The 20,473-nt window shown below is 74.3% G+C and carries 24 protein-coding genes; 14 read left to right on the top strand and 10 right to left on the bottom strand.

The window, feature by feature from the left end; all coding sequences use genetic code 11:
* Nucleotides 1-66 precede the first annotated feature (66 nt).
* Complete coding sequence (locus tag PGB27_RS24570; RefSeq protein WP_274203065.1) at nucleotides 67-486, top strand: ester cyclase; 420 nt, start codon at nucleotides 67-69, stop codon at nucleotides 484-486.
* Between the two features lie 4 nt (nucleotides 487-490).
* Here the strand turns inward: PGB27_RS24570 and PGB27_RS24575 are convergent, their stop codons facing one another.
* Complete coding sequence (locus PGB27_RS24575) at nucleotides 491-1,303, bottom strand: endonuclease/exonuclease/phosphatase family protein (RefSeq protein ID WP_274203066.1); 813 nt, start codon at nucleotides 1,301-1,303, stop codon at nucleotides 491-493.
* 182 nt (nucleotides 1,304-1,485) lie between these two features.
* On the opposite strand from PGB27_RS24575, the gene PGB27_RS24580 reads away from it, so the two are divergent.
* Nucleotides 1,486-1,911, top strand: a complete 426-nt coding sequence (locus tag PGB27_RS24580; protein WP_274203067.1) for an ester cyclase — start codon at nucleotides 1,486-1,488, stop codon at nucleotides 1,909-1,911.
* A 6-nt stretch (nucleotides 1,912-1,917) separates the two neighbouring features.
* On the opposite strand, the gene PGB27_RS24585 is transcribed toward PGB27_RS24580, so the two are convergent.
* Complete coding sequence (locus PGB27_RS24585) at nucleotides 1,918-3,177, bottom strand: ferredoxin reductase domain-containing protein (RefSeq protein ID WP_274203068.1); 1,260 nt, start codon at nucleotides 3,175-3,177, stop codon at nucleotides 1,918-1,920.
* A gap of 85 nt (nucleotides 3,178-3,262) precedes the next feature.
* On the opposite strand from PGB27_RS24585, the gene PGB27_RS24590 reads away from it, so the two are divergent.
* Entirely contained in the window at nucleotides 3,263-3,640 is a 378-nt protein-coding gene (locus PGB27_RS24590) for an NUDIX domain-containing protein (RefSeq protein WP_274203069.1), read from the top strand.
* 77 nt (nucleotides 3,641-3,717) lie between these two features.
* On the opposite strand, the gene PGB27_RS24595 is transcribed toward PGB27_RS24590, so the two are convergent.
* Complete coding sequence (locus tag PGB27_RS24595) at nucleotides 3,718-4,233, bottom strand: RNA 2'-phosphotransferase (RefSeq protein ID WP_274203070.1); 516 nt, start codon at nucleotides 4,231-4,233, stop codon at nucleotides 3,718-3,720.
* A 45-nt stretch (nucleotides 4,234-4,278) separates the two neighbouring features.
* Between PGB27_RS24595 and PGB27_RS24600 the strand changes: the two genes are divergently transcribed.
* Nucleotides 4,279-5,163: a DNA polymerase domain-containing protein gene (locus PGB27_RS24600; protein WP_274203071.1), complete on the top strand. Its 885-nt coding sequence runs from the start codon at nucleotides 4,279-4,281 to the stop codon at nucleotides 5,161-5,163.
* 85 nt (nucleotides 5,164-5,248) lie between these two features.
* On the opposite strand, the gene PGB27_RS24605 is transcribed toward PGB27_RS24600, so the two are convergent.
* Both PGB27_RS24605 and PGB27_RS24610 read right to left on the bottom strand, forming a co-directional pair.
* On the bottom strand, nucleotides 5,249-6,058 hold the full coding sequence (locus tag PGB27_RS24605) for an ABC transporter permease (RefSeq protein ID WP_274203072.1): 810 nt from the start codon (nucleotides 6,056-6,058) through the stop codon (nucleotides 5,249-5,251).
* The gene (locus tag PGB27_RS24610; RefSeq protein ID WP_274203073.1) at nucleotides 6,055-6,990 is read right to left on the bottom strand and encodes an ATP-binding cassette domain-containing protein; all 936 of its coding nucleotides are present in this window, start codon (nucleotides 6,988-6,990) and stop codon (nucleotides 6,055-6,057) included. Before PGB27_RS24610 ends, PGB27_RS24605 begins: the two co-directional genes overlap by 4 nt.
* A 79-nt stretch (nucleotides 6,991-7,069) precedes the next feature.
* Between PGB27_RS24610 and PGB27_RS24615 the strand changes: the two genes are divergently transcribed.
* Together PGB27_RS24615 and PGB27_RS24620 are read left to right on the top strand one after the other, a co-directional pair.
* Nucleotides 7,070-7,837: a TetR/AcrR family transcriptional regulator gene (locus tag PGB27_RS24615; RefSeq protein ID WP_274203074.1), complete on the top strand. Its 768-nt coding sequence runs from the start codon at nucleotides 7,070-7,072 to the stop codon at nucleotides 7,835-7,837.
* 45 nt (nucleotides 7,838-7,882) lie between these two features.
* The gene (locus PGB27_RS24620) at nucleotides 7,883-9,100 is read left to right on the top strand and encodes a cytochrome P450 (RefSeq protein ID WP_274203075.1); all 1,218 of its coding nucleotides are present in this window, start codon (nucleotides 7,883-7,885) and stop codon (nucleotides 9,098-9,100) included.
* A 48-nt stretch (nucleotides 9,101-9,148) separates the two neighbouring features.
* Here the strand turns inward: PGB27_RS24620 and PGB27_RS24625 are convergent, their stop codons facing one another.
* Complete coding sequence (locus PGB27_RS24625) at nucleotides 9,149-10,531, bottom strand: MFS transporter (protein WP_274203076.1); 1,383 nt, start codon at nucleotides 10,529-10,531, stop codon at nucleotides 9,149-9,151.
* A gap of 110 nt (nucleotides 10,532-10,641) precedes the next feature.
* Between PGB27_RS24625 and PGB27_RS24630 the strand changes: the two genes are divergently transcribed.
* The 8 genes from PGB27_RS24630 to PGB27_RS24665 are packed head-to-tail and all read left to right on the top strand — an operon-like array spanning nucleotide 10,642 to nucleotide 16,679.
* Nucleotides 10,642-11,877 carry an alpha/beta fold hydrolase gene (locus tag PGB27_RS24630; RefSeq protein ID WP_274203077.1) on the top strand — a complete coding sequence of 412 codons (1,236 nt, stop codon included), beginning with the start codon at nucleotides 10,642-10,644 and terminating at the stop codon, nucleotides 11,875-11,877.
* A complete protein-coding gene (locus PGB27_RS24635) occupies nucleotides 11,874-12,677 on the top strand; it encodes an N-acyl homoserine lactonase family protein (RefSeq protein ID WP_274203078.1) in 804 nt (267 codons plus the stop codon). Before PGB27_RS24630 ends, PGB27_RS24635 begins: the two co-directional genes overlap by 4 nt.
* Nucleotides 12,677-13,552 (top strand): NAD(P)-dependent oxidoreductase, encoded by an 876-nt coding sequence (locus tag PGB27_RS24640; RefSeq protein WP_274203079.1) that lies wholly within the window; start codon nucleotides 12,677-12,679, stop codon nucleotides 13,550-13,552. Before PGB27_RS24635 ends, PGB27_RS24640 begins: the two co-directional genes overlap by 1 nt.
* Nucleotides 13,549-13,938 (top strand): cupin domain-containing protein, encoded by a 390-nt coding sequence (locus PGB27_RS24645; protein ID WP_274203080.1) that lies wholly within the window; start codon nucleotides 13,549-13,551, stop codon nucleotides 13,936-13,938. Before PGB27_RS24640 ends, PGB27_RS24645 begins: the two co-directional genes overlap by 4 nt.
* On the top strand, nucleotides 13,935-14,366 hold the full coding sequence (locus tag PGB27_RS24650) for a carboxymuconolactone decarboxylase family protein (RefSeq protein WP_274203081.1): 432 nt from the start codon (nucleotides 13,935-13,937) through the stop codon (nucleotides 14,364-14,366). The genes PGB27_RS24645 and PGB27_RS24650 overlap by 4 nt, the downstream gene beginning before the upstream one ends.
* A complete protein-coding gene (locus PGB27_RS24655; protein WP_274203082.1) occupies nucleotides 14,363-15,226 on the top strand; it encodes an NAD(P)-dependent oxidoreductase in 864 nt (287 codons plus the stop codon). The genes PGB27_RS24650 and PGB27_RS24655 overlap by 4 nt, the downstream gene beginning before the upstream one ends.
* Complete coding sequence (locus tag PGB27_RS24660) at nucleotides 15,223-15,981, top strand: carboxymuconolactone decarboxylase family protein (RefSeq protein WP_274203083.1); 759 nt, start codon at nucleotides 15,223-15,225, stop codon at nucleotides 15,979-15,981. The genes PGB27_RS24655 and PGB27_RS24660 overlap by 4 nt, the downstream gene beginning before the upstream one ends.
* A gap of 17 nt (nucleotides 15,982-15,998) precedes the next feature.
* Nucleotides 15,999-16,679: a GntR family transcriptional regulator gene (locus tag PGB27_RS24665; protein ID WP_274203084.1), complete on the top strand. Its 681-nt coding sequence runs from the start codon at nucleotides 15,999-16,001 to the stop codon at nucleotides 16,677-16,679.
* A gap of 5 nt (nucleotides 16,680-16,684) precedes the next feature.
* Here the strand turns inward: PGB27_RS24665 and PGB27_RS24670 are convergent, their stop codons facing one another.
* From PGB27_RS24670 to PGB27_RS24685, 4 genes are all read right to left on the bottom strand, one after another.
* Nucleotides 16,685-17,710 carry a sensor domain-containing diguanylate cyclase gene (locus tag PGB27_RS24670; RefSeq protein ID WP_274203085.1) on the bottom strand — a complete coding sequence of 342 codons (1,026 nt, stop codon included), beginning with the start codon at nucleotides 17,708-17,710 and terminating at the stop codon, nucleotides 16,685-16,687.
* 246 nt (nucleotides 17,711-17,956) lie between these two features.
* Nucleotides 17,957-19,162: an amidohydrolase family protein gene (locus tag PGB27_RS24675; protein ID WP_274203086.1), complete on the bottom strand. Its 1,206-nt coding sequence runs from the start codon at nucleotides 19,160-19,162 to the stop codon at nucleotides 17,957-17,959.
* A gap of 67 nt (nucleotides 19,163-19,229) precedes the next feature.
* On the bottom strand, nucleotides 19,230-19,451 hold the full coding sequence (locus PGB27_RS24680) for a hypothetical protein (RefSeq protein WP_274203087.1): 222 nt from the start codon (nucleotides 19,449-19,451) through the stop codon (nucleotides 19,230-19,232).
* A gap of 74 nt (nucleotides 19,452-19,525) precedes the next feature.
* Complete coding sequence (locus PGB27_RS24685) at nucleotides 19,526-20,467, bottom strand: MBL fold metallo-hydrolase (RefSeq protein WP_274203088.1); 942 nt, start codon at nucleotides 20,465-20,467, stop codon at nucleotides 19,526-19,528.
* Nucleotides 20,468-20,473 lie beyond the last annotated feature (6 nt).

Consider the following 20,473-nt stretch of genomic DNA (forward strand, 5'->3'; position numbering starts at 1 on the left):
GTGACCGGGTCCAGCCTGGCTCTCCGGGCGCGGACGGATGCGCCCCCGAGGCGAGGGAGCGGCGAGGTGTCGACCCAGCAGAACAAGGAGCTCGTGCAGCGGCAGTTCGACGAGATGTGGAACGCGGACAAGTGGGACTCGCTCGAGGAGATGTTCGCCCCCGACTACGTCAACCACGACCCCTACAACGGCGACCAGGGCCGCGGCCCGCAGAGCTTCAAGGCGCGCGTCCAGGCCTACCGCGGCGTGCTCGCCGACTTCGACCTGCGCATCGAGCGCCAGCTCGCCGAGGGCGACCTCGTGTCGACGTACTGGTCGCTGCGCGGCACCCACGCCGGGGAGATCGAGGGCACGGCGCCGACGGGGCGGTCGGTCCACGTCGAGGGGCAGCTGATGAGTCGCGTCGACGACGGCCGCTTCGTCGAGGAGTGGGTCCACTGGGACACGCTCGGGTTCCTGCGGGGGATCGGGGCTCTCCCCTCCTGAGCCGTCACGGCGCGGCCCGGAGGTCCACGACCACCGGGCGGTGGTCGGAGGCCGTGACGTCCGGGACCTCGGTCGGTCCGACGGGGACGAGCCCGCGGACGAGGACGTGGTCGATGCGGCCGCGGCTCGAGGTCGCGGGGCCGTCCGGGTCGACGTCGGTGAAGCCCTGGCGCAGCGGGGCGAGCTCCGGGTCGTCGGGTCCGACGTTGAGGTCGCCGAGCACGACGGCCGGTCCGGGCCCCGCGGCGACCTCGGCGAGCCGACGGATCTGGGCGGTCTGCACGCCGTCGATCCCGATGTGGCTGTTGTGGACGGCGACCGGCCCGGCGGGCGTGGTGACCTCGACCGAGAGGGCACCGCGCTGCTCGTCGCGCCGGTCGGGCGGGAAGGTCGTGATGCGCGGCGGGCCGACGGGCAAGCGCGAGAGCACGGCGACGCCGTAGAGGACGTCGTTCGGGCCGGTGTCGCACGCCGGTCCGAGCGCGGCGTTGATCGGCGCGAGCGCCTCCGCCGGGGACGGCGGGCGGATCGGGCCGCGCACCACGGCGTACTCGAGGGCGTGGTCGCGGCGGAGCAGGTCGGCGAGCTCCTCGGCGTCGCGGGTGCAGACCTCCTGGAGCGCCAGCACGTCCGGGCGATGGTCGGCGACGACCGGCGCCCACTCGTCGGGGTCGTGCGCGCCGGTCTGGACGTTCCAGGTCATGACCCGGAACAGGGGCGGGCCGGGCGGTGACGGTGGCGGCGCGGTCGTGCAGGCCGCGGCGACGGCGAGGACCACGACGAGCAGCAGCCGTGACGCACCCCGTGGACGTCGCACGCCTCCATCGTCGTCCACCGCGGTCCGTGACGGACCGGACCCACCGGGTGTCGGTCCGGAGTTCGTCGTGAACGCGGCACGCCCTGATGGCCGATCGACCGGTCGTCGGCGTCACCTCACCCTGGTGACCTGCAGGTTCGACGACGTCGGCGCCGGACCGTGGCGAGGGGGGGACGACGGTCATGGCCGAGACGGGACCGATCCGCGCGCTGCTCCAGCGGCTCGAGGACGCGATGAACGCTCGCGAGCTGGACCTGCTCGACGACATCGTCGCCGAGGACTTCGTCCGGCACTGCCAGGCGACGCCCGACTTCGACGTCCGCAGCCGCGAGGACTTCAAGGACTTCCTGCGGCAGAACACGGCGTCGTTCCCGGACAACGTGCAGACGTTCGTCCAGGTGGTCGAGGACGGCGACCGCGCCGGCATCTGGGCGACCTACGAGGGCACGCAGACCGGTCCGCTCGGCCCCTTCCCGGCCTGGGGGCGGAAGACGTCGTTCGACTTCGGGGGCATCGTGCGGGTCGAGGACGGCAAGATCGCGGAGCTGTGGGTCACCTGGGACAACATGGTGATCCTCGGGCAGCTCGGACACCTGCCCGGCGGCTGATCGCGGTCATCCGAAGCGCTCCGTGGTGATGGCGCCAGCGGGCACGCCGAGACCCGCGAGGCCGTGGACCGCCGCCCCGACCAGGGGCGGGGGACCGCAGACGAGGTACTGGTGGTTCGCGGGCACGCCGTGCGGCAGGAGCGCCTGGAGCATGCCGGCGTCGAGGCGGTGGCCGCCGGTGCGCAGGACGGAGAGGTCGAGGCGGCGGGAGAGTGCGAGGATCTCGGCGGCGAACAGGGCCTCGCCCTCGCGCTCGGCGAGCAGCAGGGCGTGCGAGCGGGGGTCGGCGGCCGCGGCGTGGGCGCGCAGGATGCTCATGATCGGCGTGACCCCCACCCCGCCCGCGATGAGCACGAGGCCGCCCGCCGTCGCCGTCGGCACGAACGCGCCGTGCGGGCCGTCGACCCACACCGCGCGCCCGGGCTCGAGGTCGAGCAGGCCGCCGGAGAACGGTCCCTGGTCGCGGACGGTCAGCTCCAGCACGCCCGAGCGTCGCGAGGCGGCGATCGTGAACGGGTGCTCCTCGGCGAGGGGGAACCGCCGCAGCCGTAGCCACACGAACTGGCCGGGCTCCGGCGCGGGGTCGAGCGGGCGGCCGGCGGGGACGAGCACGACCGTCGAGGTGTCGCCGGACTCGGGGCGGATGGCCGCGACGAGGTGGGCGCCGGGCCCGAGCACCGGTCGGACGAGCCAGCGCCGCAGCAGGACCGCCAGCACCGTGACGCCGAGCGCCGCGAGCGGGATGCCGACCAGCGGGTTCTCGACGAGGTGCCCGAACAGGGTGACGTGCGTGGCGATCAGGAGGAACGCGCCGGCACCGAGGACCGCGTGCACGCGCGCGACCTGCCCGTAGCGGCGCAGCGACCCGCGGGGACGCATGACGCCGAGGAGGAGCAGGAGCGCGAGCGCGGCGATGCCGGCCTTGATCGGCCAGCCGACCGCGAGCGGGTCGAGCATGCCCAGGCCCCGCGGCGAGTGGAGCATCGCGGAGACGACGTGGGCCAGCACGCAGCCGAGCGCGGCGACGCCGAGGCGGCGGTGGAGGTGGTTGCCCAGCTCGACGCCGAGCAGCCGGGTCAGTCCCCGGACGCGCGAGACCAGGACGAGGGCTGCCGAGACGAGGACCGCGGCCACGAGCCCGAGGGCGCTGGTCCAGGAGACGGTCTCGCCGAGGCGCGGCGAGGCGAGGGAGAGCGCGAGGGCGACCAGGGGCATGAGCAGCACCGTGGCCACGCCCATCGCCCAGGCCCGCCCGCGTTCGGTCATGGTCGGGGACGCTAGGGAGGAGCCGGCGGCGGCTGGTGTCGTTCGGTGTGGCCGTGATCTGTTCGTGACCTCGGGGGAGTGCGGGATGGAGGTCGTCGCCCGGGCCGTGGTCGTGCGGGACGGGTCGGTCCTGCTGGTGCAGGACGTGGGCGCCAGCTACTGGTACTTCCCGGGCGGCCACGTCGAGGACGGCGAGACGCCGGCGCAGGCCCTGGTGCGGGAGCTGCGCGAGGAGCTCGACGTCGGCGCCACGCTCGGGGAGCACCTGGCGACGTTCACGAACCGGTTCGTCGAGGACGGCGTCGAGCACGACGAGGTCGACCACGTGTTCGCGGCGACGATCGACGCCGACGACCCGGTCAGCGCGGAGCCCGCGCTCGTCGCCGGGTGGCACCGGCTCGCGGACCTCGACTCGGTCGACGTGCGGCCGCGGGTGCTGGCGGAGCTCGTGATCTCGCGGTGAGGCCCGCGCGGCGTGTCGCGCGGGCGAGGATGTGGCGATCCTGACGGTGGGTGCCAGCGTGGACGCCACGCTGGCACTCAGGCGCGGCGGAGGTACGCCGGGGCGAGGGTCTCGGTGAGCCAGGTGTCGGCGTTGCCGCGGCGGAACACGGCTCCGGCGGCGGCCGCCGCCTGGGCGTCGACGGCGAGGATCACCGGACGTCCGTGGCGCGAGCCCACCTCGCGCGCGGTGGCCTCCGACGGCGACAGGTGCACGTACTGCCGGCCGCCCGCGTGCAGGCCCTCGCGGAGGATCGCGTCGACGGCGCCGGCGGAGGTCCCGTGGAACAGCCTCGGCGGCGGGTCGGCGGGCGGCATCTCCACGTGCCCGGGCAGGGAGTGCCCGTAGCGCGCGCGGACGCGGCCGTCGACGATCTCGTAGCGCTGCTTCGACCCGTTCGCGACGACGTCCTCGACCTCGTCCGGCGTCGCCCCAAGCGCGGCACACAGCGCGTCCACCGGCGTCCAGCCGCCCTCGTCCAGCTCCAGGCCGACACGCGCCGGGTCGTGGCGCAGCGCCCGCGACATGCGTTTCGAGAGCCGCACCCGGTCCACGAGCGCGGGGTTTGTCCTCCCGCCGCCCGAGGCAAACGCCCGGACATGACCACCATCGCGGGCGTCGACGTCACGCACCCCGACAAGGTGCTCCTGCCCGCCCGCGAGGGCGGCGACGACGTCACGAAGGCCGACCTCGCGCGCTACTGGGAGGCGATCGCGGACGTCGTCCTGCCGCACCTCGCGGGGCGCCCGCTCACCCTGCAGCGCTTCCCCGACGGGCTCGACGCGGGCGGGTTCGTGCAGCAGGACGCGGGCGGGCGGGCGCCGAAGGGCCTGCACACCGTCGACACGCCGCGGCGGGAGCGAAAGGGCGCCGACGACGTCGTCCACCACCCACAGGTCACCGAGACCGCAGACCTCGTGCGGCTCGTCCAGTTCGGCACGGTGACGCTGCACGGGTGGAACGCGGTGGCCGGGTCGCTGGAGCGTCCCGACCGGCTCATCGTCGACATCGATCCCGGCGAGCACATCGACCTCGCCGGCATCCGCGACGTCGCCCGCGCGGTGCGGGCGGCGGTCGAGGGGCGGGGCCTCGTCGCGTTCCTGCAGTCGACGGGCAGCCGCGGCTACCACGTCGTCGCGCCCCTCGACGGGTCGGCGGGCCACGACGCCGTCAAGGCCGCGGCCGTCGAGATCGCCGAGGCCGTCGCCGCCGACCACCCCGACGAGCTCACCACCGCCGTGCGCAAGGACGCCCGCGGCGGGCGGACCTTCCTCGACGTGGGCCGCAACGCCTACGGCCAGACCGCGGTCATGCCGTACGCGCCGCGCGCCCGCCCCGGCGGCCCGACCGCGACGCCGCTGGACTGGGACGAGCTCTCCCGCGTCGCGCCCGACCAGCACGACGTGCGGTCGATCCCGCGGCGGCTGGCCCGGAAGGCCGACCCGTGGGCCGGTCTCGCAGACCACGCGCGGGCCCTGCCGTGACCCTCGCGAGCTGGTGGAGATACAGGCGTTGAGCGTCAGCGTGGACGCCAGGCTGAGACACCCCGTGCCTCGGTCACCCCCGAGGTCAGCCCGCGCTGCGGAGCACCGCCCGCACGCCCACGACGAGGCCGACCGCGCAGGTCAGCGTTGCGGCGATCGCGCCGTGGAGGATCGCCGGGTCGGCCAGGGCGCCGGTGAACGCGGCCCGCTCGGCGTTCACGACGTAGGTCAGCGGGTTGACCGTCGCCGCGGCCTGCATCCAGCCCGGCCCGGACTCGAGCGGGAGCATCATCCCGGACAGGATCAGCAGCGGGAAGATCAACGTCTGCTGCACGCCCCAGAACAGCCACTCGCGGTTCCGCGACGCGAGGCCCAGCGCGTACGAGAGCGCCCCGAGCCCGACGCCGAACACCCCGAGGATCGCCAGGCCCACGACCACGCCCGCCGGCGAGAACCTCACCCCGAACGGCAGGGCCGCCAGCGTGATGATCACGGCCTGGACGACGAGCGGCGCGAGCTCCTTGAGCGCGCGCCCGACGAGGATCGCCGGCCGGGACACCGGGGTCGCGAGCACCCGCTCGTAGCTGCCGGTCATCAGCTCGTAGAGGAGGTTCGCGCCGGTGCTCCCGGTGCCGAACAGCGCGATCATCACGACCACGCCGGGCAGGAACCACGTCAGCGGCGACTCCCCGCCCAGCGCGTCCGACGACAGCGACCCGGCCAGCAGCGGGGCGAACAGGCCGAGGAAGACCAGGGGCTGGAGCAGCGAGAAGATCAGGGAGAACGGGTCGCGCAGGACCAGCTGGAACTCGCGCAGGAAGATCGTCACGGTGTCCCGGACGAACCCCGGGCGGACGGTGTCCGGCTCGACCCGGGTGACGACGGTGACGCTCACGCCGCCGCTCCTTCCTCGCGCAGGCTGCGACCGGTGAGGGCGAGGAAGACGTCGTCCAGGCTCGCCTCGTGCAGGTGGGCGGCGTGCACCGTGACGCCCGCGCGCTCGAGGCGGGCGAGCAGGCCGGGCAGCACCCGCGCGCCGTCGGCGAGCCGCAATTCCACCCGGAAGCCGACGACGGTGGCGCCGTCCACCAGGTCCTTCACCGTCGCCGGCTCGTCCACCTCGAGCACGATCCGGTCCTCCGCGTGGCGCGCCCGCAGCGCCGCGCTGCCCGCGTCCGCGATGACCTCGCCGTGGTCGACCACCACGATCCGCTCGGCCATGGCGTCGGCCTCGTCGAGGTAGTGGGTGGTCAGCACGACCGTCGTGTCCATCTCGCGGCGCAGCCGGGTGATGTGCTCCCAGAGGTTGGCGCGCGCCTGCGGGTCCATCCCCGTCGTCGGCTCGTCGAGGAAGAGCAGCCCCGGCCGGTGCACGAGTCCGATCGCGACGTCCATGCGCCGTCGCTGCCCGCCCGACAGCGACGCCACCGTGCGCCGCTCGAGCCCGCGCAGCTCCAGGGCCTCCATCAGCTCACCGGCCCGCCGGCGCGCCGCGGCGCGCGTCCGGCCGTAGAGCGCGCCCTGGGTGACGAGCTCGTCGAGCACGCGGTGGTGGTGGCCGCCGGCGTTGCCCTGGCCGACGTAGCCGATGCGCTGCCGGACGCCGGCCGGGTCGGCGACGACGTCGACGCCCGCCACCTGCGCGGTGCCCGCGGTGGGCCGCAGCAGGGTCGTCAGCATCCGCAGCAGCGTCGACTTGCCCGCGCCGTTCGGCCCGAGGACCGCGACGAGCTCGCCGCGCTCGACCCGCAGCGAGATGCCCCGGACCGCCTCGACCACCGCGCCGCGTCTCCGGAAGGTCCGCCGGAGGTCCTCGGTGAGGATCATGCCCCGATCCTTTCGGTACAGCGTATGGAAAGTCCGCCCTAGATTAGGCTGACGCCGTCCGGAAAAGCAAGGAGGGCCGATGGCCGACGAGCACCACCTCGAGCTGCTCTGGGGCGGCGAGCCCCCGAGCGGTCGGGGCCGGCCGGCGCGCACGACGCGCGAGCAGGTCGTCGCCGCGGGCATCGCGCGGGCGGACGCCGGGGGCCTCCACGAGCTGTCGATGCGCCAGGTCGCGGCCGACCTCGGCGTCGGGGTGATGTCGCTCTACACGCAGGTCGAGAGCCGGGACGGGCTCGTCGTGCTGATGATCGACCGCGCGTTCGCCGAGGTCACGGACACCCTCGGACGCCGCGACGGCGAGCCCTGGCGCGACGCCGCGGCCCGCCAGGCGCGCACGCTGTGGGACCTCTACGGCCGTCACCCCTGGATCCTCGACCACGGCCACCGCATGCCGATGGCCCCGCACGTGCTCGCGCTCGAGGACGCCTTCTACACGCCGTTCCTCGACATCGGGCTCCCGGCGTCCGCGTCGGCCAACGCGGCGATCGCGCTGCGCAGCCTCGTCACCGGGCTCGCGCGCGACTCCCGCAGCGAGCAGGACCAGGTCCGGCGCACGGGCGTCGGGTACGCCGAGTACTGGTCGTCGCTCAACGCCGTGTTCTGGGACCGCTACTTCGACGAGGAGCGCTACCCCGCCATGACCCGCCTCTGGTACGCGGGCGGGTTCGCGGCCGAGGACATCCTCGCCGGGGAGGGGATCCTCGAGCGGGCGGTCGCGGCCTATCTCGACGGGATCGCGGTGCGGGTGCAACCGGGAGGAACCGGTCAGGGGACGGGCGGAGCCTGAGCGCGCGGAGCACCATCGGGGTGTCGCCGTCGACGGGAGATCGTCATGACCGAGCAGGTGCACCAGCGCTGGACCGGTGAGGTGGCCACGCAGCGCGACGGGTTCACGTTGCTCGAGGACGTCGCCGCGCTGCGGGAGTCGGGCGGGACGGCGCGGGTGACGACGCCGTTCGGGCACGAGGCGACGATGGTCAGCCGCTACGCCGACGTCCGCGAGCTGCACGGCGACCCCGAGGGCTTCCGCCTCGACGCCGTCCCGGCACCGCCCGCGCTGATCCAGGCCGGACGGGACACCGCGGAGTTCCGGCGCCGCCAGGCCGGCAACCTCCTCGGCCAGGACCCGCCGGACCACACGCGGCTGCGGAAGATGCTCACCGGCGAGTTCACGGTCAAGCGGATGAAGCGCCTGGTCCCGCGCGTCGAGGAGATCGTCACCGAGCACCTCGACGCCATGGAGCGCGCCGGGCGTGCGGACCTCGTGCCCGACTTCGCGCTGCCGGTGCCGTCGATGGTCATCTGTGAGCTGCTCGGCGTCCCGTACGAGGACCGCGCCGGGTTCACCGAGCGCAGCGCCCGACAGCTCGACGCGACGACGCCGGCGCCCGAACGGATGCGCCTCGCCGACGCGTCGCGGGAGTACATGGCGACGCTCGTCGCCCGCCACCGCGGCGCGCCCGGCGAGGACCTGCTCGGCATGCTCATCCGCGAGCACTCCGACGACGTCACCGACGACGAGCTCATCGGCATCGGCAACCTGCTGCTCATCGCGGGGCACGAGACGACGTCGAACATGCTCGCCCTCGGCACGCTCGCCCTGCTCGAGCACCCCGACCAGCTCGCCCGGGTCCGCGACGACCCGTCCGCGGTCGACGGCGCGGTGGAGGAGCTGCTGCGCTGGCTGACGGTGGTGCACGGCGGCTTCCCGCGTGCCGCGACGCGGGACACGACGATCGGCGGGCACCCGATCTCCGCCGGCGAGCTCGTGGTCGGGTCGCTGGTGGCGGCGAACCGCGACCCGGAGCTGGTCGAGGACGGCGAGACCCTCGACGTCGGCCGCACGCCGGTGCCGCACCTCGCCTTCGGGCACGGCATCCACCACTGCCTCGGCGCCCCGCTCGCGCGGATCGAGATGCGCGTGGCGTTCCCGGCGCTCCTGCGACGCTTCCCGGACCTGCGCCTCGACGGCGAGCCCGAGTTCCGCGGCCGCGCGCTGATCTACGGCCTGACCCGCCTCCCGCTGACCTGGTGGGCTCCGCCCAGGTGAGCAGAGACAAGTGCCCCAGCACGCTTTTCTCACCTGCGCGGAGCGCACCTACTCGAAGTCGACGTCCTTGGTCTCCGGTCCCGCGGCCGCGCCGACCGCGCCGAGGACCCCGCCGAGGGCGAGGAGCACGAGGACGGCCGTGGCGTAGGGCATGAGCGCGCCGAGGCCCTCGAGGAAGAACGCGTAGAACGACGGGATCACGACCGACACGCTGAAGCCGAGGCCGAAGCCCGAGGCGCGGACGTCGGTGCGGAACCGCTCGGTGATGTAGGGGAGCACGACACCCCACGGCGCGGTGACGACCACCGAGAACGCCACCACCACGAGCACCACCAGCCCGAACGGCAGGCCGCGGCCGTTGACGAGCACCGCCATCAGCGCCACCCCGACGGTGGCGATGAGGACGCCCGCGATGACGAAGAACCGCCGCCGGCCGATGCGCTGACCGATCACGCCGGCGGCGATGTAGCTGCCGACCAGGCAGACGTAGGCGACGAGCAGGGCGACGGTCAGCTGGTTGTTGGACAGCCCGACGAGGTTGCGCAGGACGGTCGTCGGGAGGAACAGCGTGACGAGGTTCTGGGTCAGCCAGAAGCCGGTCATCATCCCGAAGACCTGCAGGAAGGTCCGGCTGCGCAGCACTGCGAGCAGCGGGCGCCCGGCGCCGCCCTGCGAGGTCCCCTCGGACTTCGCGGCCTCGGCCGCCTCCCAGATCTCCGACTCGGAGACGCTGCGCACGTAGTAGATCGCCAGCACGAACGCGAGCAGCGCGCCCAGCACGAACGGCACCCGCCAGCCCCAGACCGCGTACGGCGAGTCCGGGCCGGCCAGCGGGAAGAGCGCGAACGAGGCGAGCCCGACCAGCGTGATCACGACATAGGCCAGCGGGAACGCGGCGAGGATGATCCCGCCGAGCAGCCCGCGGCGGCTCTTCGTCGAGTACTCCATCGCCAGCGGGAGCGCGCCGGTGTAGCCGCCGCCGAGGCAGATGCCGTCGAGGAAGCGCAGCACGATGAGCACCCAGTACGACGCGATGCCGATCGTCGAGTAGCCGGGGACCAGCGCGATGAGCAGGGTGATCACGCCGAAGCCGGTGACCGAGATGATCGTGCTGCGCCGGCGTCCGACCCGGTCGGCGAGCGCGCCGAACACCGCCGCGCCGATCGGGCGGCCGACCAGCGTCGTGACGAACACCAGCGACGTGAAGATCGCGGCGAGGCCGGGGTCGAGCCGGCCGGCGGGCTGGAAGTAGATCAGGGCCGGCGTGAGGATCACGGTCGGCAGGTAGATGTCGAACATGTCGACGAACTCGGCGAAGAACGCCCCGCGCGTCGCCGACCGCCGCTTCGCCGCACGCTCCGGCGACTCCGACGGCGCGGCCGTTGCGGCCGTCGCTGCCGTGGTGCTCACCGGCCCCTCGTGACTCGTCATCGAGACCACTCCTCGCCCGCGGCGAACTCTGTCTGGCTGTCTGACAATCGAGAACGTAGGGTCGGCCGCAGCCGGACGTCAACCACGCGAGGTCTCGACGAGGAGGCGCGATGGGGCTGGACTCGCAACGCATCACGGACTCGCTGACCGACGATCTGCTCGCCGGGCTCCCGCCCGGTCCGGACTGGAGCCTGCTGCTGGAGATCGGGTCGGAACGCCACCTCGTCCGCGTGGTCGACGGCTCCCTGCGCCGCGAGGGCGCGCCCGGCATCAACGCCACCTGGGACGTGGGCTTCGCGGTCTCCGACGAGGAGTGGGCGGACTTCTGCGCCGACCCGCCACCACGGGGCGCCACGTCGGCGCAGGCCCTCGTCGCGACGCGGGGCAGCGAGCGGATCACCGGACGCCGCGAGGTCTGGGCCCGCGCGGCCCCGGCGATCGACCGGTTCCTCGAGGCCCTGCGCGGTGCGCAGCGCCGGCCCGTCGAACGTCGCCCCGACCCCGCGCCGCCATCGCCCGGCTTCGGCCCGAGCGTCGGGCGCTACCTGCACCTGGACGACGGCCGACGGATCTTCGTCGAGACCGCCGGCGAGGGCCCGCCGCTGCTCTGCCTGCACACCGCGGGCGCCGACTCGCGCCAGTTCCGCGGCCTGCTCGAGGACCCCCGGGTCACCGACCACCACCAGGTCGTCGCGTTCGACATGCCCTGGCACGGGCGCTCCGACCCACCCGACGACTGGCAGCACCGCCGCTACCGCCTCGACACCGAGACCTACGCGTCGACGGTCCTGGCGGTCGCCGACGCGCTCCGGCTCGACCGGCCGGTGCTGCTCGGCTGCTCGATGGGCGGGGCGATCGCGCTCTACCTCGCCGCCGAGCACGGCGACCGGTTCCGCGGGGTGTGCGCGCTCGAGGGCGGGCTGGGCAGCCCCGGGCGCTTCGTCGAGTGGACCCACCGCGCCGACGTCGACCACTCCGCCTTCCTCGCCAGCTGGGTCGGCGGGCTCATCGCCCCGGCCAGCCCCGACGGGCCGCGCGCGCAGACGCTGTGGGGCTACGCCAGCAACGGCCCCGGCGTCTACCAGGGCGACACCGCCTTCTACTCGATCGACTTCCCGCCGATCGCCGCCCGGCTCGGCCGCGCGACGTGCCCGCTCCACGTCTTCAGCGGCGAGTACGACTACTCCGCCACCACCGAGATGAGCCGCGCCGCCGCCGAGCAGCTCGGCGGCGAGCTCGTCGTCATGCCCGGCCGCGGCCACTTCCCGATGGCCGAGGACCCCGAGGGCCTCCTCGAGTACCTGCTTCCCGTGCTGGCCACGATCCGGGACGAGGGGCTGCGATGAACGAGGTCCTGGCCGTCCGCTACGGCACGCGCGTCACCACCCGCGGCGAGGCCTACCTGAACTGGCACGTCTACGGCGAGCCCGACGCGTGGTTCCGCATGGACTACTTCTTCTGGCTGGTCCGCGACGGTGGTCGGACGACCGTGGTCGACTGCGGCTTCGACCCCGAGGTCGGCCGGCGGCGGGGCCGGGAGGTGCTGGTCGACCCGGTCGAGGCGCTGCGACGGCTCGGCGTCGACCCCGCGGGAGTCGATCGCCTCGTGGTCAGCCACGCCCACTACGACCACATCGGCAACCTCACGCACTTCCCGTCCGCGGAGATCGTCCTGACGGCCCGGGAGCTGGCGTTCTGGACCGGCCCGCACGCCGGGCGCGTCCAGTTCGCGCACTCGACGGAGCCCGACGAGATCGCGGCGCTGGCCCGTGCCGACGCCGAGGGCCGGGTCACGACGTTCTCCGGGGTCTGCGAGGTGGGCGCCGGGTTCTCGTTGGTGGAGGTCGGCGGGCACACGCCGGGTCAGCTCATCGGCCGGGTCGAGGTCGAGGGCGGTGAGGTGGTGCTCGCGGCCGACGCCCTGCACTTCTACGACGAGCTCACGCTGGACCGCCCGTTCTTCGTCGTCGCCGACCTGGAGGCCATGTACGCGGGCTTCGACACGCTGCGCGACCTCACCGCCCGCCCCGATCGCGCGCTGGTCGCGGGGCACGACATCGACGTCGGGCGCCGGTTCCCCGGACGGGTCGAGGGCACCGGCATCGACGACCTGGTGATCCGCCTGGACGTGGAGGGGAGCCGCTGATGGGACCGGTCGGGATGATCGGGCTGGGCAACATGGGTGGGCGCATGGCCCGCCGCCTGGTCGACGCGGGCGTCGAGGTCGTCGGGCACGACCCGGTGGCCGCGGTGGACGGCGTCGACGCGGTCGCGGGTCCGGCCGACGTCGCGGCCCGTTGCACGACGGTGCTGCTCTCGCTGCCGGACTCGACGGTGGTCGAGCCGGTGGTCCGCGCGCTGCTGCCGGCGGCGAGCGCCGGCACGACCGTCGTCGACCTGTCCACCGCGTCGCCGGAGTCGACCGTCGCGCTGGCCGCGGAGGCCGCGCAGCGCGACGTCACCTACCTCGACGCCGGCATCTCCGGCGGCGCGGCGGCGGCCGAGAAGGGCACGTTGACGATCATGGCGGGCGGGGACGCCACGGCGGTCGACGCGATCCGCCCCGTCCTCGCGCCGCTCGCCGCGACCGTCCACCACCTCGGCCCGGTCGGCGCCGGGCACACCGCCAAGCTGCTCAACAACTTCCTCAACGCCGTCACGCTGGCCGCGACCGCCGAGGTCATGGTGGCAGGGCAGCGGGCCGGGCTGGACCTGCGCACGCTGCTGGTGGCGATCAACGGGGGCAGCGGGCAGTCGTTCGCGTCGAGCAAGCGGTTCCCGCACATCGTCGAGGGCGACTACCTCGAGGGCGGCCTGACCAGCCGGCTCATGACCAAGGACGTCACGCTCTACACCGAGCTGCTCGGCCGGCTCGGCGTGCCGTCCCTCCACGCCGCCGGTCCGCTCGCCGCGTTCGGCCTGGCCGCCCACCTCGGCTACGGCGACGTCATCTCCAACCGCGTCGTGGACGCCCTCGGCGACCTCGCCGGTGGTGTCCGCATCCAGCAGGAGGCACAGTGAAGATCGTCCACGGCCGCGCCGAGGGCGCCGTCACCGAGGCGCGCGGCGCCACCTTCACCGGGACCGTCTGGGGTGATCCGGTCCTGCCGACCACCGACGGCACCACCATCAACTCGGTGACGTTCACGCCCGGCGCGCGCACCTACTGGCACCACCACGAGCGCGGCCAGATCCTCGTCGTCACCGCCGGCACGGGCTGGGTCTGCACGCACGGCGAGGCGCCGCAGCCGCTGACCGTCGGCGACGTCGTCTGGGTGCCGCCGGGTGAGCGGCACTGGCACGGCGCCGGCCCCGACTCGATCATGACCCACCTCGCGACGTCGCTGGGCACGACGACCTGGCTCGACGAGGTGTCCGCCGACGAGTACGGGCAGGTCGGGCGATGAACGGCGGGACGCGCAGCGAAGCGGAGCTGGACCATCGGGACGGCCACGGGGCCGACGAGCGCTTCGAGCGCGGGCTCGCCGTGCGCAAGGAGGTCGTCGGCGAGGCCCACGTCGAGCGGTCGATGGCGCAGGTCAGCGACTTCTCGCGGCCCGTCCAGGAGTGGGTGACGCGGGCGTGCTGGGGCGATGTGTGGGACCGCCCCGGGCTCGACCGGCGCACGCGCAGCCTGCTCAACCTGGTCATGCTCACCGCGCTCGGGCGCTCGCACGAGCTCGCGGTGCACGTCCGGGGCGCGGTGACGAACGGCGCCACGACCGAGGAGATCCGGGAGGCGCTGCTCCAGGCGACCGTCTACTGCGGCGCGCCGGCGGGGCTGGAGGCGTTCCGGGTCGCGGAGACGGTGCTCGCCGAGGAGGGTCGGCTGTGAGGACGGTGGGGTTCGTCGGCCTGGGGCACATGGGGACGCCGATGGCGTCGCGGCTGGTGGACGACGGGGTGACGGTGCGGGCGTACGACGCGTCGCCCGACGCGCGGGCGGCGTTCGCGGCGGCCGTGCCGGGCGCGACCGTCGTCGACACCGCCGCCGGCACCGCGACCGGCGCCGAGGCGGTGCTGCTCTGCCTGCCGGACTCGGACGTCGTCGAGTCGGTGGTGGCCGAGCTGGACGCCGCGCGGGTGGTCGTCGACATGAGCTCGTCGGAGCCGCTGCGCACCCGCGCGCTGGCCGAGCAGCTGGCCGGCACCGGCCGGGTGCTGGTCGACGCGCCGGTCTCCGGTGGGGTGTCCGGGGCCCGGGCCGGCACGCTCGCGGTGATGGTCGGCGGTCCCGACGAGGTCGTCGCCGACCTGGATCCGCTGCTCGCCGCGATGGGCCGCCCGCGGCACGTCGGACCGGTCGGGGCGGGCCACGCGCTCAAGGCGCTGAACAACCTCATGTCCGCCGCGCACCTCGTCGCGAGCTCCGAGGCGGTGCTCGTCGGCGAGGAGTTCGGGCTCGACCCGGCGGTGATGCTCGAGGTCGTCAACGGCTCGTCGGGGCGCAGCGGCTCGACCGAGAACAAGTGGCCGAACCACATCCTGCCCGGCACCTACGGGGCGGGCTTCGGGATCGGGCTCATGGTCAAGGACATCCACATCGCCCTCGACCTCGCGGCCAGCACGTCCGTCCCCACCCGGCACGCCGCGGCGACGGTCGCGCTGTGGGACGAGGCGCTGGCCGAGCTGGGCCCGACCGCGGACCACACCGAGATCGCACGCTGGCTGCGCGCGCACAAGGAGGCCTCGTGACCCTGACCGACGAGCAGCAGGCGATCAAGGACGAGTTCGTCCGCATCCGCGGGACCTGGGGCGAGCCGTGGGAGCGCATGCTCGAGCTCGACCCCGCGTTCGTGCGCGCCTACCTGGACTTCTCCGCGGTGCCCTGGCGACGGGAGCCCGGCGCGCTCTCGCCCAAGGTCAGGGAGCTCCTCTCCATCGCCGTCGACGCCGCCGCGACCCACCTCTACACGCCGGGCGTGCGCCAGCACGTCGCCGCCGCGCTCGACGCCGGCGCCACCCCGGGCGAGATCATGGAGGTCCTCGAGCTCACCAGCACGCTGGGCATCCACGCCGCCAACATCGGGGTCCCGCTGCTGGTCGAGGTGCTCACCGAGGAGGGTCTGCGCGACGGGCCCGCCCCGCTCGACGAGCGCCAGGAGCGGCTCAAGGCCGAGTTCACGGCGACCCGCGGCTACTGGCACACGTTCTGGGACGAGATCCTCGAGCTGGACCCCGACCTGTTCGAGGCCTACGTCGCGTTCTCCTCCGTGCCGTGGCACACCGGCACGCTCGAGCCGAAGGTCAAGGAGCTCGTCTACTGCGCGTTCGACGCCTCGGCCACCCACCTCTACGTGCCGGGGCTCAAGCTGCACCTGCGCAACGCGCTGGGCCACGGCGCGACGGTCCCGGAGATCCTCGAGATGTTCGAGATCGCCAGCGTCGTCGGCATCCACGCCGCGACGACGGCTGCCCCGATCCTCGCGGAGCTGACCGCGGGGCGCTGACCGCCGCGGATGGGACCATGGTCCTCGTGTCGTCGTCGGTGTGGGGGTCCGAGCCGCTGCCGCGGGTCGCCGCGCCGCTGCGCGAGCAGGTGACCGACCGGGTGCGGCAGGCGATCCTCGACCTGCGTCTGAAGCCGGGCGAGCGGCTCATCGAGCGCGAGCTCACCGAGAACCTCGGGGTCTCCCGGGCCACGGTCCGCGAGGTCATCCGCCAGCTCGCCGCCGAGGGGCTGGTCACCGTCGTCCCGCAGCGCGGGGCCGAGGTGACGTCGCTGTCCGCGTCCGACGCCGCGGACATCTACGAGATGCGGGCGTCGCTCGAGGCGCTCGCCGTGCGGCGGTTCGTCCAGCGCGCGGGCGACGAGCAGGTCCGGGCGCTGCGGGCGGCCGTCGACGAGATCGCGGACAGTGCCGCCGACGGCGGTGACCACCTCGGCGCCAAGGACCGCTTCTACGAGGTGCTCATGGACGGCTCGGCGAGCGGCCCCCTCCAGCAGACCCTCGCCGGGCTCCAGGCGCGGGTGCGGCTGCTGCGCGCGACGTCGCTGTCCGTGCCGGGTCGCCCGGCCGAGGCCGCGGAGGAGCTGCGCGCGGTGGTCGACGCCGTCGAGGCCCGGGACGCCGACGCCGCCGCCGACGCCTGCGTGCGCCACATCCGCAACGCCGCGGCCACGGCGACGGCGCAGCTCACGAGCTAGGTGCGTCAGGCCGTCGGGAGGCTCGGGGGCTCGCGACGGGGACCGGGCACCGGGCGTCCGTCGTGGCGCCGGGCGCGCTTGTCGGCGTACATCAGGGCGTCGGCCTCGGCGCAGGCGCCGGGGAAGCCGCCGGCCACGGTGAACGCGGCGGCCCCGATGGAGCTCGGTACGCCCGCGGCGTCCAGAGCCTCGCGCAGCCGCTCGACGAGGTGCTGCGCGTCCTCGACGCCGACCTGCGCGACCAGCGCGAACTCGTCGCCGCCGAGACGCGCGAGCGGGTCGGTGCTGCGGATCGTCGAGCGCAGGACCGCCGCGCAGTGGCGCAGGTGGCGGTCGCCCGCGTCGTGGCCGTGGGTGTCGTTGACGGCCTTGAGGCCGTCGAGGTCGAGCAGCACCACCGACGCGGGGTCGCCGAACCGCCGGAAGCGCTCGTCCTCGCGAGCGATCCAGCGCTCCCAGCCCCGCCGGTTGAGCAGGCCGGTCAGGGCGTCGGTCTCGGCCTCGCTGACCGCGCGCTCGAGGGCGCGCGCCGAGTCGACCGCCGCGGCGTCGGCCTCGAGCACCGAGGACAGGAGGCTCGAGAGCAGGTCGAGCAGAGGTTCCTGGGCGACGAGCTCCGGGCCGACGGGCTCCCGGTTCATCCCGACCACGGTGCCGAACAGGACGCCGTCGCCGGTGACGATCGGGGTGCCGACGTAGGTGCCGACCTGTATCCCCTGTGCCGCGACCTCGGAGGCGAGGCGCTCGAGGTCCGGGATCTCCCGGATGTCGGGCACGATGCGCGGCGCCGCGCCGGCGATCATGTACTGGCACATCGAGCTGGACCACGGCGCGCTGAGGCCGGGCGCGAACCCGTAGCCGGAGTCGGCCGTGATCAGCATGGTCTGGTGCCCGTCGGCGACGCGCGTGACGGCCCAGGCGTCGAGCGGCACGACCCGTGCCAGGTAGTCGACGACCATGCGGCACGCCGCGTCGAACGCCCGCGGCGGCGTCAGCGTCGGGACGACGTGGAGATCTTGTGTCGAGGTCAAGCGAGGTCCTCCCCCCGGGCAGCTCCCCGGCCCCTTCCCGGCCCTCGCCGGAGCTGCCGCCACCCGAGTGTCGCCGCCCTGCCCGACCCTCGAACCGGGAGGTCCCGGTCGTCACCCGCACAGGCGACCGCAGCGGTGTCGACGATCGTCTCGGGGTCTCTCGCGTCGGCGCAAGACGTGGCGATACAGCGCGATCGACCGCGCCTCGCGTTCTCTCGGCCTGTCTAGCTCGAACGCGAGACGGCGCTATCGCACGCCGGACAGGCGCACCCCGGCACGCCAGACACCGCGGAGGTCGCGGGTGGCGGTCATGTCGGTGAGCGGGTCGCCCGCGACGAGCAGCAGGTCGGCGCGCCGTCCCGGGGCGATGCGCCCGCGGTCGGCGAGGCCGAACACGTCGGCGGGCACCGAGGTCGCCGCCCGCAGGACCTCGCGCGGGGTCATCCCGGCGGCGGCGAGCAGCGCGAGCTCGAGGTGCATCGACGCGCCGTGCAGCACGGCGGCCGCGTGCCCGGGGACGTCGTTGGCGTCGGTGCCGGCGAGCAACGTCGCGCCGCTCTCTGCGAGACGAGCGACGTTGTCGGCCGCGTGGTCGTAGGAGGTGCCGGGCCGGTCGCTGACGGGGAGGTGGCCCCGGTCGCCGGCGCGCAGCGCGGTCACCACCTCGGGATCGAGGCCGGCGAGGAGGCGCGGGTCGGCGAGCAGCTCGGCGGTGCTGTCGGCGTCGGCGCGGGCGCGCATCATCGCGAGCGTCGGGCAGACGACGAGGCCGGTGAGGCCGGTGTCGTCGATCCCGTCCTCGATCGGGCCGTCCAGCGGGACGTGGGTGAGGACGTCGACGCCGGCGTCGAGCGCCGTGCGGAAGGCCCACCGCGTCGGGGCGTGGGCGACGGTGAGCAGGCCGCGGTCGTGGGCGGCGGCGCACACCGCGGCGACCGTCCCGGGGCTCAACGTCGGCCGGGAGACGTCGGCGCTGTTCTCGACGAAGATCTTGATGTAGTCGGAGCCCTCGCGGACCCGGTCGGCGACGAACTGCTCGGCGTCCTCCGGCGCGGAGAGCCCGGGCATGCGCCAGCCGGAGGGGTCCGGCGGCAGGATCACCGCGGGCCAGCCGTCGACGGCGCCGGCCATGAGCCCGCAGCTGCGCAGGTCCGCCTCCTCGGTGTGCTTCGCCGCGCGCCGGCGCAGCATCGCGGTGAACTGCGGCGGCGCGGAGAACATGTCGAGCACGGTGGTGACGCCGTAGCGCAGGTCCTGGGCGAGGTTGCCGGCGCCGCGCAGGTGCACGTGGGCATCGATGAGGCCGGGGAGCAGCGTCATCCCGCGCCCGTCGACGTCGCCGTCCCGCGCGCCGTGACCCACGGCCGTGACGACCCCGCCCTCGAACGTCACGTCGGTGACGCCGAGCGCGTCGGTCCCGTCGAACACCCGCGCGCCGGTGATCGTCGTCATGCCGTGCCTCCCTGCCGACACCGTCCAGGGTGGCAGGACCGAGCGGGGTGTGTCGCGCGCGCGGACCTCAGCGGGCCCAGGCGTCGAGGTCGAGCGTCACCGACGCGCCGAGGTCCACGACCCCGCGCCCGCGGTGCTCCGCCTCCTGGCGGTACAGGTCGCCGTCGAGCACGAACGTGGTCAGCGTGAGCGGCGGGCCCGGGTCGAGGATCATGACGCGGTCGGTCCGGCGCCTACCGGGCGAGAGCACCTCGGCGACGGCGAGGACCTCCGACGGCGGCTCGATCACGCAGCGCGAGCCGGACGCAGCGCGCCGGGACGGAGCACCCCAGGACCGATGCTGCGGGACCCGGAGCGTCCTGCTCAGGCGAAGCAGGTCAGCGGGCCGCCGTGGTAGGTGACCATGTCGTCGAGCGCCCCGAAGACGTCGATCTGCCCGCCCCGCTCCAGCCCGTCGAGCTCCGCGTAAGCCCGGTGGAGGTTGCCGACGATGCGCTCGGCGTCGGGCCAGTCGGTGAAGCGGCCGAGGTCGGTGTCGCGGGCGGCCTGCAGCGGGGTGACGCCGGCGGCGCGGCCGCGCTCGGCCACGTCGAGCACGAACCGCAGGTAGTCCAGCGTCGCGTCGAGCGGCGCGCGGTCGTGGAAGACGGGGCCGTGGCCGGGCACGGTCGTCCGCGCCGCGAGCGGTGCGACGACGTTCTCGAGCACCTCGATCGCGCCCGTCACCGAGCCCATGAGCAGGAACGGCGTGCCACCGTTGAAGATCAGGTCGCCGCAGAAGAGCGTCGAGCGCTCGGGGAACCAGACGAGCGAGTCGTTGGTCGTGTGCGCGGGGGTGCCGACGTACAGGACGTCGGCGCGCAGGTCGCCGGCGTGGACGGCCACCCGGTCGGTGTAGGTGACGAAGGGCGGCTCGAGGGGCAGGTCGCCCCACTCCGGGTTGTGCCAGTACGGCAGCTCCCGGGCCGGGCCGAACGCGAGCGCCTCGGCGCGGGTCCGCTCGTGCGCGACGATCGCGGCGCCGCCGAACAGGGCGTTGCCGAAGGTGTGGTCGCCGTGGTGGTGCGTGTTCACCAGCGTGCGCACGGGCCGGTCGGTGACGGACGCGATCGTGTCGAGGAACGCGCGCGTGCGGCGCTCGGTCGAGCAGGAGTCGATCGCGAGCACGCCCTGCGGGCCGACCACGAAGCCCGTGTTGTTGATCCACCACGTCCCGTCGGGCTGGACGTAGGCGTGGATGCCGTCGGAGACCTCCTCGCACCGCGGCGGCCCGGGCACGGTGATGTCGTCGGTACGACTGCTCATCTCGGT

The organism is Actinomycetospora lemnae, from assembly GCF_028737315.1.
Classification (GTDB): Bacteria; Actinomycetota; Actinomycetes; order Mycobacteriales; family Pseudonocardiaceae; genus Actinomycetospora; species Actinomycetospora lemnae.

Bases quoted from the DNA above. Each gene is read 5' to 3' on its own strand.
- PGB27_RS24590 (WP_274203069.1), top strand. From the start codon at position 3,263: ATGGAGGTCGTCGCCCGGGCCGTGGTCGTGCGGGACGGGTCGGTCCTG.
- PGB27_RS24625 (WP_274203076.1), bottom strand. From the start codon at position 10,531: ATGACGAGTCACGAGGGGCCGGTGAGCACCACGGCAGCGACGGCCGCA.
- PGB27_RS24685 (WP_274203088.1), bottom strand. From the start codon at position 20,467: ATGAGCAGTCGTACCGACGACATCACCGTGCCCGGGCCGCCGCGGTGC.
- PGB27_RS24630 (WP_274203077.1), top strand. From the start codon at position 10,642: ATGGGGCTGGACTCGCAACGCATCACGGACTCGCTGACCGACGATCTG.
- PGB27_RS24635 (WP_274203078.1), top strand. From the start codon at position 11,874: ATGAACGAGGTCCTGGCCGTCCGCTACGGCACGCGCGTCACCACCCGC.
- PGB27_RS24640 (WP_274203079.1), top strand. From the start codon at position 12,677: ATGGGACCGGTCGGGATGATCGGGCTGGGCAACATGGGTGGGCGCATG.
- PGB27_RS24580 (WP_274203067.1), top strand. From the start codon at position 1,486: ATGGCCGAGACGGGACCGATCCGCGCGCTGCTCCAGCGGCTCGAGGAC.
- PGB27_RS24650 (WP_274203081.1), top strand. From the start codon at position 13,935: ATGAACGGCGGGACGCGCAGCGAAGCGGAGCTGGACCATCGGGACGGC.
- PGB27_RS24675 (WP_274203086.1), bottom strand. From the start codon at position 19,162: ATGACGACGATCACCGGCGCGCGGGTGTTCGACGGGACCGACGCGCTC.
- PGB27_RS24620 (WP_274203075.1), top strand. From the start codon at position 7,883: ATGACCGAGCAGGTGCACCAGCGCTGGACCGGTGAGGTGGCCACGCAG.
- PGB27_RS24585 (WP_274203068.1), bottom strand. From the start codon at position 3,177: ATGACCGAACGCGGGCGGGCCTGGGCGATGGGCGTGGCCACGGTGCTG.
- PGB27_RS24615 (WP_274203074.1), top strand. From the start codon at position 7,070: ATGGCCGACGAGCACCACCTCGAGCTGCTCTGGGGCGGCGAGCCCCCG.
- PGB27_RS24600 (WP_274203071.1), top strand. From the start codon at position 4,279: ATGACCACCATCGCGGGCGTCGACGTCACGCACCCCGACAAGGTGCTC.
- PGB27_RS24610 (WP_274203073.1), bottom strand. From the start codon at position 6,990: ATGATCCTCACCGAGGACCTCCGGCGGACCTTCCGGAGACGCGGCGCG.
- PGB27_RS24665 (WP_274203084.1), top strand. From the start codon at position 15,999: ATGGTCCTCGTGTCGTCGTCGGTGTGGGGGTCCGAGCCGCTGCCGCGG.